An 18,305-nucleotide genomic window follows, 5' to 3' on the forward strand; every position below is an offset into this window, starting at 1 on the left:
ACTATATGCCATCAGCAGCATCCATGTATTCCATCAATGATTCCTTTAGATGATCAATAAAAATCGTCCTGTTCTTCTTTCTTAATCGGATTTCCTGAAAAGTGCGGTAGTATTCTCCGAGATCTTTCTGGAAAATTGGCCCGGTTGCATTGGCGATATCTTTGATATCAACCTTTCCTTTGTTGAATACACCAGCGGCCTTTAGCGCATAAATCAATTCTATCAACCAAACCTTTGGCCCCGTCCATACCGGGCCGGTTTTTATCATGGATTTCTTTCCTATGTTTTCAATGGTACTCTGGATATATTCCAAAAGCTTCTTGAACCCTAAAAATTGGGCTACTTTGTAACTGCATGGGCAGCAAAAATCCGGGTCTGCATTAAAAAAGAAGATATCGGGAAAAGATAGATCCACTTTATTGCTGTTGAGAAAAAGCTTGTCGTCCAAGTCTGTTTTGCCGGAAATAAAATACCAATAAAGCTCTTGATTTCTTTCGTAGAATTTGGAAATTCCTTCCATCTCAAGCTTATAGTGGTTTTTCTTCATCTTAAAAGGCCTGACCGGACAATTGGATTCTATTCTGAATACCTCAGCAAAATAGATCATTTCGCAGAGGAATTTAGGCTGTGTTATTTTAAAGAATTCAATTTCTTCTTGATCATCTTTAAAAGTGTATCCGGAAATGTTTGCTTTCAATTCATAATAGGCTTTTTTTATGGCCTTAAATGATTTTTCGGCAAGCTCAATAGGATTGTCGGTGGACAGGCTTATATGGAGAAGGTCTTCACTCATCCTTTCGTAGTATTTATCGCAAAAAGAGTTCATAGCTGTATGTTTTGAGGTTATTCAATATCAGCCCCAGAAAAAAGCTTTAAGCCCGGAAAAGCTCTTTTTTGGAGAATCAGATACCTACAAAAGTAAGCCAAAGTAAAAATATTGTATGAATTTGAATAATGGAGAATACGTGAAGTACACCTACAAAATGGGGTGAAATACAAAAAATCAACAAGTGAAATATTTCACCTCCAATCAAAAAAACCCGGTAAAATCCGGGTTCGAAATATGGTTATAAACCGTAAATGTTAATCTTGATATTCCCACTTCACAAGCCCTTGAGCCTCCATCACGGTATCTCCACCTGGCTTATAACTCACCAACGAATCCTTATTGCTCACATCCACCTGTTTTGTCCTTTGTGGATCGTGGGGAGGGAATTCCACCTCCAGATCACCCCGGCATATAACAATAACACCCAGTTGAGCACCCCATCCAAACAGCACATTTTCGGGAACTGTATTTAAATAGTCCACCTCATTAGGCAGCAGGTCAAAATTATTGCTCAGCCAGTTTTTAAAGTCACTGCACATAGATTTGGCTTCTGTGAGTAGCTGTTCATCAGACAGATTATTGAGATCGTTTTGTTTTTGAATTACGCCTTGTTCGGTTAACGGGTACATGCTTATTGGAGTTTTATGTTGAATAAATAATAAGATTTTTCAAACTTGGTATGTTTTTAGTTGTCAGAAAGATATAGGTGATTTATACGAGTCATCGTTATTCTGGGTTATAAGCACTAACGAAAACCGAAGCCAACGATAAACACCAATGAAAAAAAATCAGGAGTTACCTTCATATAACGACCAATACTTTCGCATCATAGCTGCTGTTTTGGGGGCTTACTTGGCCACCGAGTTCGGAGGGATTGACCCTTTGTTTGAAAGGCTCTTGTCGAAGTGGTTTTATATTGAATTTGGCAGCAGCTTGGTCATTGCACTGATAGTAGTGGAAACCATTGCCTTTTTTACCAGATGGCTCGACAAGCGCTATGACTGGATACAGCATACAGTTACACGTATTGGATTGCAACTTGTGCTTTGTGTGCTTTTACCTGCAATCACCGACTTTTTTCTTGCAGCACTGTATTTTGGGTTTTTCGGAGTACATATCTGGGAAGACACTTTCTACCTCGTCTATGCATTCCCCTATATCATATTGATGATACTCCTTTTTAACCTTTACTATCTGGCACACTACTTTTTTATACGTTTCAGAGAGCTCAAATCAAAGCCTGATGACCATCCCACAGATAATGAAAAGCAACAGTTCATTATCAACTCAGGAAGCCGACATGTGAAAGTTGAAGTAGGTGAGATAGCCTATGTCCTACATGAGGGCGAATTCAATTATCTCTATCTCTTTACAGGAAAAAAACACCTGATACCAGAAACCTTAGAGGCGCTGGAAGAACAATTACCCACAAGAACGTTTTTCAGAGCCAATCGCCAAATAATTGTCAATCACAAAGCCTGTAAGTATTTTAAGAAAGCACGGTTTGGAAAGCTCGAATTGTTTCTTGATTCGATAATACCAGACGAACCAATTATTATCAGCCAGCGCAGGGCAACGGAATTTAAGAAATGGTTTGGGGATGGTAAAAGCTAATTGATCTATCATAATCCATCTATTATTCATCTGTTTTTTACCTTTTGGAGACTTAGGTTTTGGCACGGAAACCCTGAAAAACCCTGCTATGAAACCTTGTTTATATATACTCCGCAACAATATTAAAACTTTTAATATACCCTGAAAGTATCGTAAAAAATTTCATGTATATGGACTGCTAACATAATGTTAAATGTCATGTTAATGAGCATGTAATATCGACTTCGTATCAAATTGTGATATATTTTCGCCAATACAATCTGGTTAAACTTAAGTGAATGATGCGTAAAATATATGTATTTATTGTTTCTTTTATTTTGGGTTTGCATTCGTACGCTCAGGAAGTCAATGATTCAAACAAATATCTCTTTTTGAATTATGGGGCAGGGATGGAGATGAATTATGGCCTGGGGCAAAATATTGCTGTTGGCTATCATTGGGGGAAACAAGAACTTTCATATCGGTATGTGCATGGTCAGGAATGGACTTTCAAAAAAATTTTGAAAGTCAGCACAGATAGACTTCCGCCCCGATTTATCCGATCACATTCCTTGATGTATGGATATATGTATAAGGAAAGAGTTTCCGCTTCGTTAGGGGTAGCTTATACAAGCGGAAGCGCGAGAGGTGAGAAGCTACAAGAATATACCATTTCATTTTTTGGCAATGAGATAAAGTACTATGAAGAAATTCGATACATTTCCATTGGGCTGGCATACGGACTTAACTATGAGCTTACTGATTTTTACGGCATTGTTATTTCTGTTTTCACTATGGGCGAGTTCAACCCGGAACGGTTTTACAATGTTAGCGGCATTAATTTTCAATACAGGTTTGCCTTATGAAAAAGACACGTGTATTTTTTCTCAACGGAATACTTCTCTTTTCACTATTTACTTGTACAATAGAGAAAGAGGTGCACAGTCCGGGAGATTTTATGGATTGCAGCCATGAAGCCAATATTTTCAGTGCAAAGTTTAATGGTGATATCGTTTTTAATTCATTCGAGCCTATTAAAATTGGAGCGTTTGAACATAGTTTTAGTTTAAGTGGCAGAAAAGAAAATCATGATTACAAAATAACGGCCCTTTATGACACCTTGTTTCTTGGTTCATTTTCATGCGATTTCTTTAAAAGTATATCTGTTGAAATTACTAGAAAACAGATCAATACAAACCACAAGCTACACTTTGTCGACTGTAGTCAGGACTTCAAATTTGAAGTTGAAGAAATCGATTTTGAAAAAAGAGTTTTATGTGTTCGTATGGCTTTTACAGCATTACAATCCTCTTATGTAGATTATTCAGTAATAGAAGGTGGAGATATTCTTGTTGTTGAAGATGTATTTTTGTCGTTTAAGTAAAATTCATGTTTCCTTATCGGAATTGTGAAAAATTCACGAATCATGGACTACAAATTAATCATTAAATAGTTATTTTTTGACATTTTTGGTATAAAAAAATACAATTAGTTGTGATTTTTTAATTATCTTCGCTAAGAAAAATTTTTTAAACACGAATACATCATGAAAAATCTGCTTGTTTTTTTGGTCGTTATTTTCACTGCTTTTGCTTCCTGTAAGCCCGATAAAATTACAGAGGTGGTGGTGGAAGGTGTGTTGTTGGATGCCTCCAGCCTGAAACCCATTGAAGGGGGTACGGTAGAGATTAACACAGGAACTGCAGGTCTTGCCGGTACGGGTTCTGCACACACAAAATTTCTGGAAATGACAACAGGATCTGACGGTAAATTCCATTTTGAATATACAATAGAGGAAGGTCTAAAGTATGTTTTATATGCCGATGCTCCTAACCATTACGGAAATCGTTCCATTGATTGGTCGTCAATAACTTATAACGGAGAAACGCCCTCAAATAGCACGAATTTGACTTTACAGAGAAAAGCCCAAATTCATGAAATAATTCGCCTACCGCCTCAGGCCACCTTGCAGCTCCGCATTATTAATGTTGATAAGATTTATGACCGATTTGGCTTAAATGCTCCTCCGGGTAGTCCCTACGGAACAGGACTACATCATTTAACGGGTATGGCCGTGGATGAGACGCACACTTTCACAGTATATGGAGGTGCTGAAATAATTCTCAATACATTTCGATATCGCCCTGGAGATGGCCCTGAAGATGGAGACCACGTGCAGGTTCCTGTAATTTGCAAAGCCCATGACGTTACGGAATATACTATTGAATATTGATATATACTGTCATGAAAAATTTTCTTTTTTATTCATGTATTTTTCTTTTCGCCATCATTTCATGTAAGCCCGATAAAATTACAGATGTGGTAGTGGAAGGTGTGTTGTTGGATGCCTCCAGCCTGAAACCCATTGAAGGCGGTACGGTAGAGATTAACACAGGAACTGCAGGTCTTGCCGGTACGGGTTCTGCACACACAAAATTTATGGACATGCAAACGGATGCTAATGGGAAATTCCATTTTGAATATACAATAGAGGAAGGTCTAATGTATGTTTTGTATGCCGATGCTCCTCACCATTACGGGAATCGTTCCATTGGAACTTGGTCAATAACCTATAACGGTGAAAGTCCCTCAAAAAGAACCAATTTGACTTTACAGAAAAAAGCCCAAATTCACGAAGTAATACGCCTACCACCTCAGGGAACCCTTCGAATTCGTATCATTAATGTTGATAAGATTTATGACCGGTTTAATTTAAACACCCCTCCGGGAAGTCCATTGGCTTCAGGACTTCAACTATCAGGAATGAATGTTGATGAAACGCACGAGTTTACAGTGTATGGAGATGTTGAAAACATTCTTAGTACTTTCAGATATCGACCCGGAGATGGGCCCGGTGAAGGAGATCATGTAACCATACCTGTTTTTTGCAAAGCCCATGATGTAACAGAATACACCGTTGAATACTAATTTTTTAACCCTAATACCTCCTAATCATGAAAAAATGTTTACTTTCTTTTTTCGTTTTTGTTACCTGTCATGTCAATTTGCTTGGACAGGTAGACACCGTTGAAATTTCGGGATATGATTCACTTTTTGCACCTGTAATCCAATACAGTCATACAGGAATTTTACCCTATTTACATCAGTCAGAAACACCAATTGGCGTTTTTGATGGTGAAAGCTCAGAAATGTACCCGCTGGAAACGCACGAGTTCAGACAGATTTTAGTCGATTTGGAAATGTCGAATCTGGGTGGTCAATATCAAATGATTGACTCAATTATGCCTGCATTTCAAAAAAAGATACAGGAGCAGCGAGAGGTACCCTTTGTATTTCTCCATCTCGAATATGATGAATTGCGCGAAGATTCACTCCTTATGGAGTACGATGAAGAGTTAAAACAGCTTTTTATACTCGACCCCCAAGGAGAAAGCCCTTTTGCTACCAACGAACTTTTTATTGTTTCAATCCCCGATTCTTTTTACGGCAATGGACTTCGTTATGTGATTGATTCCAGCCACTATTACACCAACACTTCCGAAAAACCCACCTCCTTTGAGATAAGCTTTAACGAAGGGAATACATGGGAACCATTTGATTGGGGGGATACGCTTACCAATGCACAAAGTTTGAACTCAATTTTTTACATAAAAGCACTTTTCCCCGGAAATGTAGTGAGAAAATCTATGATGAGTGCTTCAAATACGTTGCATTGCGGATATGGGGCATATATTCCAGAACCTGCCTTAGCTCCTTGGAATCCTCTTCCAAGTCAATTTTTTCATGGAAACGTTATTGCAGACTATACCCAAAACCCTGGAGGGGCTGCCATAGGTAATGCCTATACGTGGTTCAGACCTAATCCTGCTCAGGGGGAAGAAAACCTGTATAAGAAACCTGTGATAATAGTTGAAGGACTTGAATTAGGTATTTATGATGAACAAGATGCCGGAAATTATCAAATGGGTACATTTGGCTGGTGTGGTCTTTGGGGCAATGGGGACTATCCTTTGGAAAACATGCCTGACTTGCTATATGATTTGCACGATAACGGATATGATATTATAATGCTCGACTTTAAATACAATAGGCGAGATATTCGTGAAAATGCATATGTATTAGTTAAACTTATCGAAAAAATAAATGAGTATAAAACGACTGATGCCGAACCCAATGTGGTTATAGGTGCCAGTATGGGGGGGCTTATTTCCCGTTATGCATTGCGATGGATGGAAAACAATAATATGGATCACTGTACAAGATTGTACCTTTCTATAGACGCACCCCATAGAGGGGCGTATATTTCTGTAGGCGCATTGCATATGATCAGTCATTTAGCTGTGAATACTGTGAAGGGCGATGCTGATGCTCGTGATTTCTTGAATAAGCTAAAAGACAAGGCGGTAATGCAAATGTTGCGGCATAATATAATTTTTCAGTCAGACCAGGAGTTTGATTCTTTTTACGGTGAACTACAAGCGCTTGGCTATCCTCAAAAAACCAAAAATGTAGCCATCGCATCGGGAAGTAAGCAGGGAAATACGTTTGGATTTAATAGTGGCGACCGCCTGTTTTTTGCAGCAGGGTCATGGAACATCCCTTTCCTGTGGAGGCAAATGATGGAAATGGAATATTATGCCCTTCCCGGCAAATCGGGAAATGTAGTATATGAGGGTGTTATTGCTGCGGGGGTGCGTATAGGAGTGCTTTTTCCCATTTTTGCAGGCCCAAAAGACCCCAGAACCGTCGTTTTTAATAAGCCTGACCAAACCAGTTTTGACAGATTAGCGGGGGGATATAGAACAACAGCCGAGCAATTGGGTGAGCAAATTGGTGCAAAAGAATGGATACAAACCCATGTTGACCATGACAGGCATTGCTTTGTTCCGCTTGTTTCCGCACTCGATCTCAATACCTCCAATTGGTATTACGATGCGTCGGGAATGGAAGATGATTATCCTGATCCCAATCTCACACCATTTGATGCCATTTATGCTCCATCTGACAATACTGAGCACGTTGAGATCACAGATGGCAACCAAACCGGAAAAGGTGATAATATAGAATTTGCATTACGGCATATTAAAGAAGGCGGCTCCCTCCCTAATGTAGGTAACGTGATTACTTCAACATATAACTACGGAAGCAGTACAAAAACCCACATCACCCATGAGCGGGTAGAAAACGGTGGGAAAATGCTGCTCTACGGAAACCAGGCAGATGGTGATGGCGGTGGCCCTACACCCCCTACCGGCAATACCCACAACTACTTTTTGGGACATGGATCTTGTTTTGGAAAAGACCTCAACATTGGCAACAACGGCGAACTGGTGGTAGGAGAAAGCAGCGTGGGGAATAAGGCAGAACTGTATATACAAGAAAGCAGTGCGCTAATACTGGAAAGCGGCGGTAAAATGATTGTTAAAAACGGGTCAAAAGTAATTATAGAAGACGGCGGAAATTTTGCCTTTCTTGACGGAGCTGAGATTATACTCGAAGGCTCCAATTCCATCCTCGAGATTAAAGGTAAAGTTACTGTAGGAGATGATGCTACATTTACATTTTCTGGTGGCGGCCGTATGATTATCGATCAGTTTATATGGGGCAGTGTGGCCGATAATTTTTGGGACATAGGGCAAAATGCGAAGATGCATTTGGAAGGTTCCACCCCCTTTGATCAGGTACTTTTGGAATGCAAGGGGAACTTCAGCCCCAAAATGCAAAACCACCACACTTTTGCAGAGATCACCATCAAAACAGGGAAGGCTCTTTTGCATCCGGGTGTGCACATGAGCATTACTTCTCCCCTTACATTCAGGAATATGGAAGTAACAGTCCCGCCCGGAATGGAAAGCAGTGATTTAAACAGACATGGAGGTCTCCGTTTGTGGGGTAACCACAACGATAATACCATGATTTACAACAACAGGTTCTATCATGGAATATATGGTATTAATGCCTCTCAGGTTTCCGCTACACATCCTTTGAAAATTGATAACTCTACATTTGAAAATTGTGGTACAGGGATTAAGATCAGTGGAAAATCATACGAGATTATGGGATGTGATTTTGAGAATAATATTGAAGGAGTGTATACATCAGGTATTCATAGTGCCAGTTTTGTTAAAAACTCAACATTTAAAAACAATCAGCACGGTTTATTCCTATATGGCCAATCTGGAACGGAAGTTACCGTGGAAGGTTCAGATTTTCTCATCACAACCCATATTGGACTCCCCACGTACGGCATCTGGCTGGAAGATCATAACTTAACGCTAAGGTGCAATACTTTCAACGGCTTACATTATGGTGTTTATGCCACCGACGATTATCAAAACCCTACTGTATTTGTAGACATGAAGGATGATGCACACAATGATTTTACGGGAAATACGGTGGGCGTAATACTTATGTACGTTGCAGGATTTAGTGTTGTAAACGGACAGAACAATTTTTACAATGACAAAGACATCCACTACTTAGGGCTTAGCACCTATGTTGATATGTACGATCAAACCAGGGTTGATATGCAAGGTAATACCATGGAGTATTGCTCCCCTTGTTATACGTTTACACTACCTTGGCATAACGGTGGATTTAAAAATGAGATAAACTTTACCAATGGAGGTGGTGCATACACCTATAACCCCGATCATGCTCAGTCGTTTGTCGGGTGTTCACAGGGCATGTCAAATCCGCATTTTATTGCAGAACACACCATGATCGGAATGCTATCGAGTGAAATCAACGTTGACCCCGATCTTGGAGAAAACCTGATCAACCTTATTGACGCCTCACTGGATATTGCTGAAAAAATTACCACTCCGAACAATTTGGAAGGTACGGATGATGAACTCGCATTTGAGCAGGCCAATAATGTTACAGGAGAGTTGCTTCCTATGTTCAGTCAATTGACAAATGAAGAAAAGGGACTATTACATATTTATATAAAGATGAAACAGAAAGCACTTGCTCAAATGTATGCACAGGAAATATTAGCATTCGATCATGCAGCAGGGAACGACCCTCACGATGAGGTTGAACAACTCAACGGATATATCCAAAGCCTGATCAACGCTTATGGAACCCCAACTGATACTGCAGGATTTGAGAGGAGAGCATTGTTCAACCTTGAACGAGCTCATGCTTACCGTCAGGGTGGGTTTTATCCCGAAGCAATGGCCATTTTAACTGAATTTCCAACAAATGTTTCTGCCAGGGTATATGAGAAGTGGTCGTATTGGGATTGTATATGTAGTGTAGAAAACGATTATCTCACAGAGGCCATAGAGCAGGAGCAGTTTGATCAGACCATGTCGTATTGCAACACTCAATTTGCACCAAGTATATCACCAGATATTCCCGAAACGGATTATGAATCTCAGGAACGAAAAAAGGCTTTCATTCTGAATATTTACCCCAATCCCACAGGTGATTTTCTCTATTTCCGTACCGAGCACCTCGCCGAACCCGAAGAGATCATCCGCAAGGAGATGTTCAATCTGCTCGGTGTAAAAGTGTACAGTGAAGAAATCGAAGCCTCCTACATGCAAAGGGTGGATGTACGTAACCTGCCTTCTGGATCGTATATACTGGAAGTAACCGGAGGCGGGAAGACGTATCAGAAAAAGGTGATTGTCAATTGATTTTGATACGCCTTAATCTGATTCCTTTTTCAGCTATACAATAAAGCGGAGCGTATAGGGAAAGGAACTTCATGAGTAGTAAGATTAAACACCTTTCCTAACCGCACAAGCCGGACTGAAATTCAGTCCGGCTTGCTGCTTTTCGTAGCCCACAAGAATTTACCAATGTTTAGAAATAGGATTCCACCAAACTTTTTGAAGGTTATTATTCCCGAAAGTGACATCCCATCCTAATATTTCCCCAAGGAAATATATTTCACTCTCTTAAATTCTCGACTTTTGAGCGTACTTTATTCTTAATTACATCTGAAATTCAGTGATTTACAGATGTACAATTTATCGTATTTTTATCCTCACTACTAAAACTCATACTGCTATGGAAACAGACCTCACACTGCTTTTTGACTATCTGTCCCGGTTTATCACAGTAAACAATGAGCTCAAAACATATATCTTGAACACCATTGATATTCGAAGGTATGGCACTTCAAGGACGATTGTATGTCTGGATGAAGTGCCCGGCCATTGCTGGTTTTTATTGCAAGGAACAGCAATGGAGTACACTTATGATGATTTCGATAACCTTGTTCCGATGAGATTTTTCAGAGCAGGTGATACTGTAATGCCAAGTGGCTTTATGAGAAGAGAACCTGCTCATACTGCCATCAGGATCCTTGAAGAAACCACTGCCCTGACGAGCACTTATGAGCAGCTGATGGAAATGTTAAATGAGTTTCCAGAAACCAACCAGCTAATGGTGCTGGCCACCGAAGCTTACTACGCAGAAAACTCAAAGGAAAAGGAGTATTTACAAAGGAAAGCAGATGCAGAAGAAAGAGTTTTCTATTTTGAAAACAAATATCCCGATTTACTCCAAAAAATACCCGCTAAGTACATCGCCAGTTTTCTTCAGATTACCCCATCGACATATAGCCGGGCGAGAAGAAAATTAAGAAAGGGCAACAATTAACTGACTTTTTTAGGGAATAGGAAAACCCCTGCAATTTTAAAGTTCCTCTAGAACACTATTTTCTCGCTATGGAACAATTTTTTATTGTCCCAAGGCAATTTCATTTTTTGTTTCAGGTCAATCAATGGGCAGGTAAAGACGAGGTACATTTACTTCACTATGAAAGTATGCTCTAAAGCCTTTGCTTTTTAACTACGACCGGATTGGTCAAAAGTACCTTTCAGAAAAAGATCAGGCTCCAAGAACATCTGCCAGAAGTAAGCCCGGCTTTTGACAGAAATGAAACAGGGCAATTTCTTACTAGACCCAAAGTGGGTTCTGGTGTAACTATGTTAAACTTTAAATTTTTTAGCTATGAAAAAGTTTAGAAAACTGTTGCCAGTAATGGCACTTGTATTTGGAGTTGGATTAGCTTTTGCAACTCAATCTTCAAACTCATCCGAATCTAAAACAGATGCGAGCGAAATGCTCCATTGGTTTGATCTTGATGAAAATTATCTGGGCGAAAAAACACAGGCTCAACAACAGTCTCAATGTGGCACACCTGCCATTGAGTTATGTGCAAGAGGATATGAATCAATTGATTCCAATCAAGAGCCAGTTGGGTCTGTGGTAGCTACTACCACCAAACAGTAGCAATATGCGATTCAAAAGGAACAATTTAAGTTTCTGAGGAAATGAAGGCTGCCCAAATTTTTTGGGCAGCCTTTTCCTATTTAGCCTATTCTCGTAAAACTTCGGAAGCGCTTTAACTTCTAAAGCAATTTCTTCATTTTGGATTTTAGTTTCTACCTGTCTCTTAAAACAATAACATCCCTTTCCATGTCTTCAAGCGCTATTTCCAAACCATATTTTCGGAGTTCTGCTGACATGGCTTTTACATTATTGGGTTTCCATGTTACTATAAAGCTGATTTTCCCTTTATTTCCCACCTTATTCACAAATGGTATCTCAGAATTGTAGTTTAACAACTGGGTTAAATTCCTCACAAAAAAATTTTCTATAATAAGCTGTTTGCCCGGTTCGAGTTCCTCTGCATTCGCTTTAAAACCCATTCCTTCACCTACGGGTTCTTGATAAACTTTTGAATCCCCGTACTCTTTCAATACCCAGCATTTTACCAGTTTTTTTTCCTCATGACTTTTTACATTGAATGCTTTATCAAGGTCATCAATCATATATTTGGAAATGGCCTTGGATATACCATCTTCAGCCCCATCATATCTGCATATCAGATCATAGCAGTAGTATTGATTGTAATTGTTAAGTTCTGGTACACGTGGCAGGGTAGAATTAGTCTCTATTATAAATCTCGTTTTTAAATGGGTGTCCTCCAAGATTCCTAACCCTCCTCCATAGGCAAAATTATACAGCATTAGAAAATGACTATTCATGGATTTGAACCTAAGAATATGATTGACTGGGTCCTCAATGGACCGAGTCGATGTCCCTGAAAATTCAGGGCGGAATTCACTGAGATAAGAATATTTTAGTATTTTTTCTTTATTACCAATATAGTTATACAACATTGCTGGTTGTACTGCATTTGCAACAAAAGGATCCAGTTCTTCATCTATTTTTGGCACAAAGTCAAAATCCTTTCCTTCGATAAATTTTTCAATGTTTTCGCGGGTAGCACTATTTCCGTCAGTTATGGCTTTGACAATACCATTCTTGTCGATCCATACTTGGTGGGGCATTATCATTGCAGGAAATAGTTTTTTCAGAACAGCATCATTTATTACCTGTGTGAATTTAATACCTTGAACGTATCTACTCCGGTTAAAAAAATTCTCTACTTTTTCCCTTTCATCATGAGTTGATAAAAGGATTTGCAATTTCCCGTGATACTCTTTTTGGAGTGAATCCAAATGAGGCATGAGCTTTACACAACTGGAACAACCCAGAAACCAAAAATCAATGATGAGGGGTTTGCCCAAAAAATCATGGAGTTGGGCAGAGCCTTTTGGGTGGTTCAGCAACTCGGGCAATAACACATTAGGTATTCTGTCACCAATTCGTACTGTAGTCAGTTCCTGCCCCTTTAACTTCTGCCCAATTGTGCAAGAGCACACGAGGATGAGTATGGTGATATATAATCTTTTTGACGATTTCATACTTCTTATTAGTTATATCCTGGATTTTGAGTCAGATTAGAATTGACCAATATTTCATTGGCCGGAATGGGTAACCATTCGGCAGTAGGTTGCCAATTGGGTTTTACCGCAGTCAGTATTTCACCTATTCTGCTTGTGCGTTTTAAATCAAACCAGCGATTGCCCCATTCAGCAAAAAGTTCAATTCGTCTTTCCCGATAGATAGCTGAAAGGATGTCTGCAGTGTTCCCGACTGTATGTTCCGGTAAATTTGCTCTGCCACGTATAATATTCAAGTCATCCAATGCCCCTGAAATATCCCCCAAATGGACACGAGATTCTGCACGGTTAAGATAAATTTCTCCCAATCTAAAGATGACATAAGTTTCAGTCTTTATTGCATTCAATCTTATCTTATATTTGAATGGGTAATAGTAGTCAACCCCTTGAACGGTTTTAGTTTCTATCCAATTAACTTTACGCACATCTCCTTCTTCAAAAGATTCCAATAGATGTTGAGAAACCGTATAATTGGGCCTTGTTGTTGCTGAGGTAGTAGGAATAAATCTGTTCCCTTCCACCGTATTGAATAATGATTGGTCTGCAGTTACCAATTGCCATATACTTTCTGTGCTTTCAGTGAGGAATATGCTAATAATATCGGATTCATATTGATAAAGGGGCGATTGCAAGATTTCGGTCGTAAGCCTTTCTGCCTCTATCCAGTTTTCCTCATACAGGTAGTATCTTGAAAGTAGGGCAAGAACGGTATAGTAATTTACCCTGAATTTTCCGGCTGAGGGGTAATCGGGAGTTAGTAGGTCACTTGCTAAAAATAAATCGGAAAGGATATTTTCTTTTACCAAAGCGACATTGGTACGTGGCAGTTGCGCATTGGTTTCATAATCTGTACCGGAAATCAACGGCACATCTGCAAATAGATTTACAAGGTACCAATAGCAAAATGCACGGATAAAATAAGCTTCTCCCAATAACTGATTTTTAGTATTTTCAGTAATTGAAGTTGAATTTTCCAACCCATCCAAACATGCATTAGCCTGATAGATGATTTCGTAGGCATTTCGCCAAAAATTTGTATATACAATGCTATTGTTTACGGCAATGTTGTTTTCAAAGAATTGAACTTGGGCAGCAGAAGTACCTGTATACTCCAGCTCATCTGAAGCCAATCCTGTAAAAATAGTAACGGCGCCATTAGAAAAGGGGGGAGTAGTATCAACCAGCCTGCCATAAAGTCCTAAAACGGCTGCTGTTGCGGTGGCATCGTCTTCAAATAGCGTAGCCGTAACAATTCTGTCTGTGGGAGTCTTTATATCTATGAAATTACAAGCATGTAGACTGTAAATCATAAAGAGCAACCCCACAAATTTTATTTTCTTGTTATATAGTGATTTCATGATTTCTTCTAATATGTAAATTGAACACCTATGATATAGCTTTTTAAAGGGCCTAGATTATATAGGCTTTGATTCTCGGGGTCATATCCTTTGTCATTGTTCCAGGTATATAGGTTCTGTCCCTGAAAATATATGTTGACATTTTTTGCTTTTATAGCCGATAAAAGCAACTGTGGCAAACTATATGAAAAATGAATGCTCCGTAACCGGATAAACGACTGGTCTGAGAAAACAGCACTGGATCTTGCAATATTAGCATTGTTAAAGTTTGTTGATGCAAGGAATTTTTCTATCTCTGCGTGGTCTCCTTCACTTATCCAACGCCCCAATACAAAAAGAGGTTGATTGATAAAAGTCCCTGGTGTCCGGTTATTTTCATACATCCAATAAAGAGCATTCCTTCCCATTTGTTTTCTGTAGTCAAAGAACATATCCAATTCAAGTCCTTTGTACCGAAGTGTATTGCGGAAGCCGCCAAAGTATTTTGGGTCCAAATTACCATTGATGATATTGTCGTGAAGGGGAAATAAAAAACCGTCTTCGTTGACATCAAGCAGAGAGAACAAACCTGTTTCTGGATTAACACCTAAAGATCTGTAGTTGTAGATGCTGTTCAAAGAATTACCTACTTCATACAATGAAGCATAGGTGCTTGACTCTATATCGGGAAAATCCAATAAGGTATTTCTTGGTACAGTTATATTGAAACTGCCGTTCCATTGAAAATTCTGGTTTTTAAATATTTCTCCATTCAACTGGATTTCCCAGCCTTTGTTTTCCACTGATGCAGGAAAATTATTGGTAATTGAACCAAAGCCGGTCATATAAGGCAATCTGTACATTACCAACTGGTTACTACTGGTGTTGCGGAAGAAATCGGCAGAGAGCAATAACCTGTCGTTCCAAAATCCCAATTCAATGGCAAATTCAAGTTTTCTATTCTCTTCCCAGCCATAAGTGGGGTTGAATAAATTAAGGGGCTGTAAGGTAGATGTGTTTTGATAACTATTAGAAGAAAAAGAACCCCAAGCATCAAGATATTGGTAGTCACCGATTTGATCGTTGCCCGTGATACCATAGCTCCCCCTTAGCTTACCGTAACTCAGTAAGGATGGCGAATTTTTTAGCCAGTTCTCCCCCGTAAAAATCCAAGCTGCACCAATCGCTCCAAAGTTGGCATATTGCTGTCCTGGTCCAAAGCGACTGGAACCATCCCGTCTACCTGTGATATTTACGAGATATTTATTCTGAACATTATAGTTGATCCTTCCGAAAACCGCTTGGTAACGATACAATATGTTTGTACTAGACTGAGATACTACATTACTGGCAGCTTGAGCTGATTCCAACAGGGCATCACTGGGAAACCCACTCAAATTAAGGAAGCTTCCCGTTTGCAATTTCTCTTGAAAGGTCCCTCCCGCCAATACATTTAACTCTCCTTTCCAAATACCTGCTATATATTCCAATTGTGGCTCAATATTCCAACCCTTGTATTGTGTATTCCCAAATTGTGCAGTACTGGGTTGCTCATCTGTAGGAGGTCTGAAAGATTTTGGAAAAAGTTTCATGTCATTGGCATTTAACTCATTGTATCCCATCAATACTTTGAAATTCAATGAAGATAGAATGCTATAATTTAGATTAAGGCTACTCATTAAATTCCCTGTGTTGGCCTTGTATTTGTTAAATAAGTAACGGTATGGATTATCGTAATTCGTACCATGCTCTTCCCATTTAAGACTCCCCCACTCATCAAAAAATGATGGGACATTAGGTGGAAGAAAAGTATAGAAGGTCAAGTCTTGACCTGGGGAATTATTAGTAGTTGCTGTGTAACTTCCTGAGAAAGTTAGTTGAAAGCGTTTATCCGAAGAATTATGATTGATATTTGCATTTACTGATCCACGATTATTGTCCAATTTGTCAGGAAATACGTTGGTCTCTCTGTAATATCCTCCACCTAATAAAAACTGAGTGCCTTCATTACCTCCGGAAACAGACAATTGAGCATTGGTCACATGGCCCATATTGCCAACAAGCTCATTCTGCAGGTCAGTATAGCGGTTCTGATCCCATGCCACAAGATCAGGTGCATTATTGATATTAGGTTCTATATTGCTATTAAGAAATGCCTCTTGGCGCATTTCCAGATATTGGGCTGTGTTCAAAAGAGGCACCCCTTTCTGGGCTTGTGTTATCCCTTGATTTACGTTAACCGTAATTTGTGTTTTTCCTATATGCCCTTTTTTGGTAGTAATTAATATGACCCCGTTTGCACCTCTTGACCCATAGATCGCTGTGGCATCAGCATCTTTAAGCACTTCAATACGTTCTATGTCATTTGGGTTGATGCTATTGAAAGGACTAAGTCCGCCACCTGAAATACTTGCTCCTATTGAAGATACCATTGTGTTGATGTTTTCATTTCCCGGAGAGAAAGGAATACCATCAATTAAAATTAGTGGTTCAGAGCCTTGTGCTATTGAATTTTGCCCCCGAATTTGAATATCAAAGGAAGAACCCGGTGCTCCGCTACTTTGTGTTACTAATAACCCAGGTATCCTGCCGGATAATGCCCCTAATATATTGTTAGTTGGTTGTTTTGAAAGTTCCTCTGAAGTGACAGTTGATACTGCTCCTGTGTTGAATCTTTTTGTCGTTGTACCATACCCAATCACTACCGCCTCATCAAGCTCAGATAATCTCTCCTTCATCATCACATTTATAACTTCCCGATTTCCCACATGAATTTCTTGGGAGTAAAATCCAAGCATCCGGAACTGCAAGGTCGCATCATTTTCAAGTCCATTCAGGGTAAACATCCCTTCATCATCAGTAACCGTCCCTTTATTTGTCCCCTTAACCTGAACCGTCACTCCGGGAAGGGGCAGCCCGGTTGTATCGGTTACGGTACCACTTACGGTTAAATCAACCTCTGGTAAAGGGTTTGGAACTTGGTTGTTGTTCTTCTGCTGTATAAGCTTTCCCGGTTCATGACGCACAAGGATTTCCTCTCCTACAAGACGATAGCTATATGGAATAGGAGTAAAAACATGCTCCAACACTTCCCTGAGAGGGCTGTCCTCGGCACCTACGCTTACTCTAACCGTACTTGAAGCAATGGCATCGCTATACATAAATTTCACCCCACTTACCTTCGATATTTGATCAAGGGCAGCTTTCAAAGGCTCATTTTTGATGTTGACAGTGACTATTGTTTCGAGTGGAGATTGTCCTTTTACATCACCGGCAATAAGGGTGATGGCTGTACAGCAAATAATTCCGATTATAATGACACTCCATCTCATAAACTTGGTAATAATGGATGTGAGGGATGGGCTGGAAGCTTTGTCCCTGCCTGGGTTTAGGTGATGCAGGTCGGATTCCGGACAGGAGATCGTGGAAAATGTCCTGTCTGCCCCACCTGCATGGTGAAGTAGAATTTTTTTCATACTTTTAGTCTGTTAAGTGTGGACGGCTTTCTGCTTGGTTTTTGCGGACTTGGGCATTTAGCCGGGGAAACATTTATCTTAAATTTCCTCTCCCTTCCCATTCATTGGGTGGGGAGCAGGATTTTTGATCATGGATTTGTCATAGGCGGATTGTTTATAATTAAAAGCCCGCCTCCCACTCGGGAGGCTTCCTTTTTCCAGTTGAGCTTGGTTATACAAATTATAGGATGGGCTTTATTCCTTGTTTATTTTCAGCATTGTGAAGAAACTGCCGGGGCATGACCCCGGACAGTTCCTATTGGGGGTGATTAACCGGAAATCTACCGTTAACCTTATG

At 39.7% G+C, this 18,305-nt stretch carries 13 protein-coding genes; 8 read left to right on the top strand and 5 right to left on the bottom strand.

Annotated features, from left to right (window positions below):
- Position 1: 1 nt before the first annotated feature.
- The gene (locus ACFPFU_RS10395; RefSeq protein WP_377064201.1) at positions 2 to 826 is read right to left on the bottom strand and encodes an RteC domain-containing protein; all 825 of its coding nucleotides are present in this window, start codon (positions 824 to 826) and stop codon (positions 2 to 4) included.
- 257 nt (positions 827 to 1,083) lie between these two features.
- Positions 1,084 to 1,458: a hypothetical protein gene (locus ACFPFU_RS10400; protein WP_377064203.1), complete on the bottom strand. Its 375-nt coding sequence runs from the start codon at positions 1,456 to 1,458 to the stop codon at positions 1,084 to 1,086.
- 148 nt (positions 1,459 to 1,606) lie between these two features.
- Between ACFPFU_RS10400 and ACFPFU_RS10405 the strand changes: the two genes are divergently transcribed.
- The 8 genes from ACFPFU_RS10405 (at position 1,607) to ACFPFU_RS10440 (ending at position 11,635) form a co-directional block, all read left to right on the top strand.
- On the top strand, positions 1,607 to 2,443 hold the full coding sequence (locus ACFPFU_RS10405; protein ID WP_377064205.1) for a LytR/AlgR family response regulator transcription factor: 837 nt from the start codon (positions 1,607 to 1,609) through the stop codon (positions 2,441 to 2,443).
- A gap of 278 nt (positions 2,444 to 2,721) precedes the next feature.
- Positions 2,722 to 3,288 carry a hypothetical protein gene (locus tag ACFPFU_RS10410; protein WP_377064207.1) on the top strand — a complete coding sequence of 189 codons (567 nt, stop codon included), beginning with the start codon at positions 2,722 to 2,724 and terminating at the stop codon, positions 3,286 to 3,288.
- A complete protein-coding gene (locus tag ACFPFU_RS10415) occupies positions 3,285 to 3,806 on the top strand; it encodes a hypothetical protein (protein WP_377064208.1) in 522 nt (173 codons plus the stop codon). The genes ACFPFU_RS10410 and ACFPFU_RS10415 overlap by 4 nt, the downstream gene beginning before the upstream one ends.
- 162 nt (positions 3,807 to 3,968) lie before the next feature.
- Positions 3,969 to 4,655 (top strand): hypothetical protein, encoded by a 687-nt coding sequence (locus tag ACFPFU_RS10420; protein ID WP_377064210.1) that lies wholly within the window; start codon positions 3,969 to 3,971, stop codon positions 4,653 to 4,655.
- An 11-nt stretch (positions 4,656 to 4,666) separates the two neighbouring features.
- Positions 4,667 to 5,350 carry a hypothetical protein gene (locus ACFPFU_RS10425; protein ID WP_377064212.1) on the top strand — a complete coding sequence of 228 codons (684 nt, stop codon included), beginning with the start codon at positions 4,667 to 4,669 and terminating at the stop codon, positions 5,348 to 5,350.
- A 26-nt stretch (positions 5,351 to 5,376) separates the two neighbouring features.
- Positions 5,377 to 10,029, top strand: a complete 4,653-nt coding sequence (locus ACFPFU_RS10430; protein WP_377064214.1) for a right-handed parallel beta-helix repeat-containing protein — start codon at positions 5,377 to 5,379, stop codon at positions 10,027 to 10,029.
- 376 nt (positions 10,030 to 10,405) lie between these two features.
- Positions 10,406 to 10,999: a Crp/Fnr family transcriptional regulator gene (locus tag ACFPFU_RS10435; RefSeq protein ID WP_377064216.1), complete on the top strand. Its 594-nt coding sequence runs from the start codon at positions 10,406 to 10,408 to the stop codon at positions 10,997 to 10,999.
- 354 nt (positions 11,000 to 11,353) lie between these two features.
- The gene (locus tag ACFPFU_RS10440) at positions 11,354 to 11,635 is read left to right on the top strand and encodes a DUF6520 family protein (protein ID WP_377064218.1); all 282 of its coding nucleotides are present in this window, start codon (positions 11,354 to 11,356) and stop codon (positions 11,633 to 11,635) included.
- 152 nt (positions 11,636 to 11,787) lie between these two features.
- Here the strand turns inward: ACFPFU_RS10440 and ACFPFU_RS10445 are convergent, their stop codons facing one another.
- The 3 genes from ACFPFU_RS10445 to ACFPFU_RS10455 are packed head-to-tail and all read right to left on the bottom strand — an operon-like array spanning position 11,788 to position 17,968.
- Positions 11,788 to 13,116: a TlpA family protein disulfide reductase gene (locus ACFPFU_RS10445; RefSeq protein ID WP_377064220.1), complete on the bottom strand. Its 1,329-nt coding sequence runs from the start codon at positions 13,114 to 13,116 to the stop codon at positions 11,788 to 11,790.
- Between the two features lie 8 nt (positions 13,117 to 13,124).
- Positions 13,125 to 14,513, bottom strand: coding sequence for a RagB/SusD family nutrient uptake outer membrane protein (locus ACFPFU_RS10450; protein WP_377064222.1), 1,389 nt, complete (start codon positions 14,511 to 14,513; stop codon positions 13,125 to 13,127).
- Between the two features lie 8 nt (positions 14,514 to 14,521).
- Positions 14,522 to 17,968 carry a SusC/RagA family TonB-linked outer membrane protein gene (locus tag ACFPFU_RS10455; protein WP_377064223.1) on the bottom strand — a complete coding sequence of 1,149 codons (3,447 nt, stop codon included), beginning with the start codon at positions 17,966 to 17,968 and terminating at the stop codon, positions 14,522 to 14,524.
- Between the last annotated feature and the right edge of the window lie 337 nt (positions 17,969 to 18,305).

It is taken from the genome of Negadavirga shengliensis, assembly GCF_042652345.1.
GTDB classification, from domain to species: domain Bacteria; phylum Bacteroidota; class Bacteroidia; order Cytophagales; family Cyclobacteriaceae; genus Negadavirga; species Negadavirga shengliensis.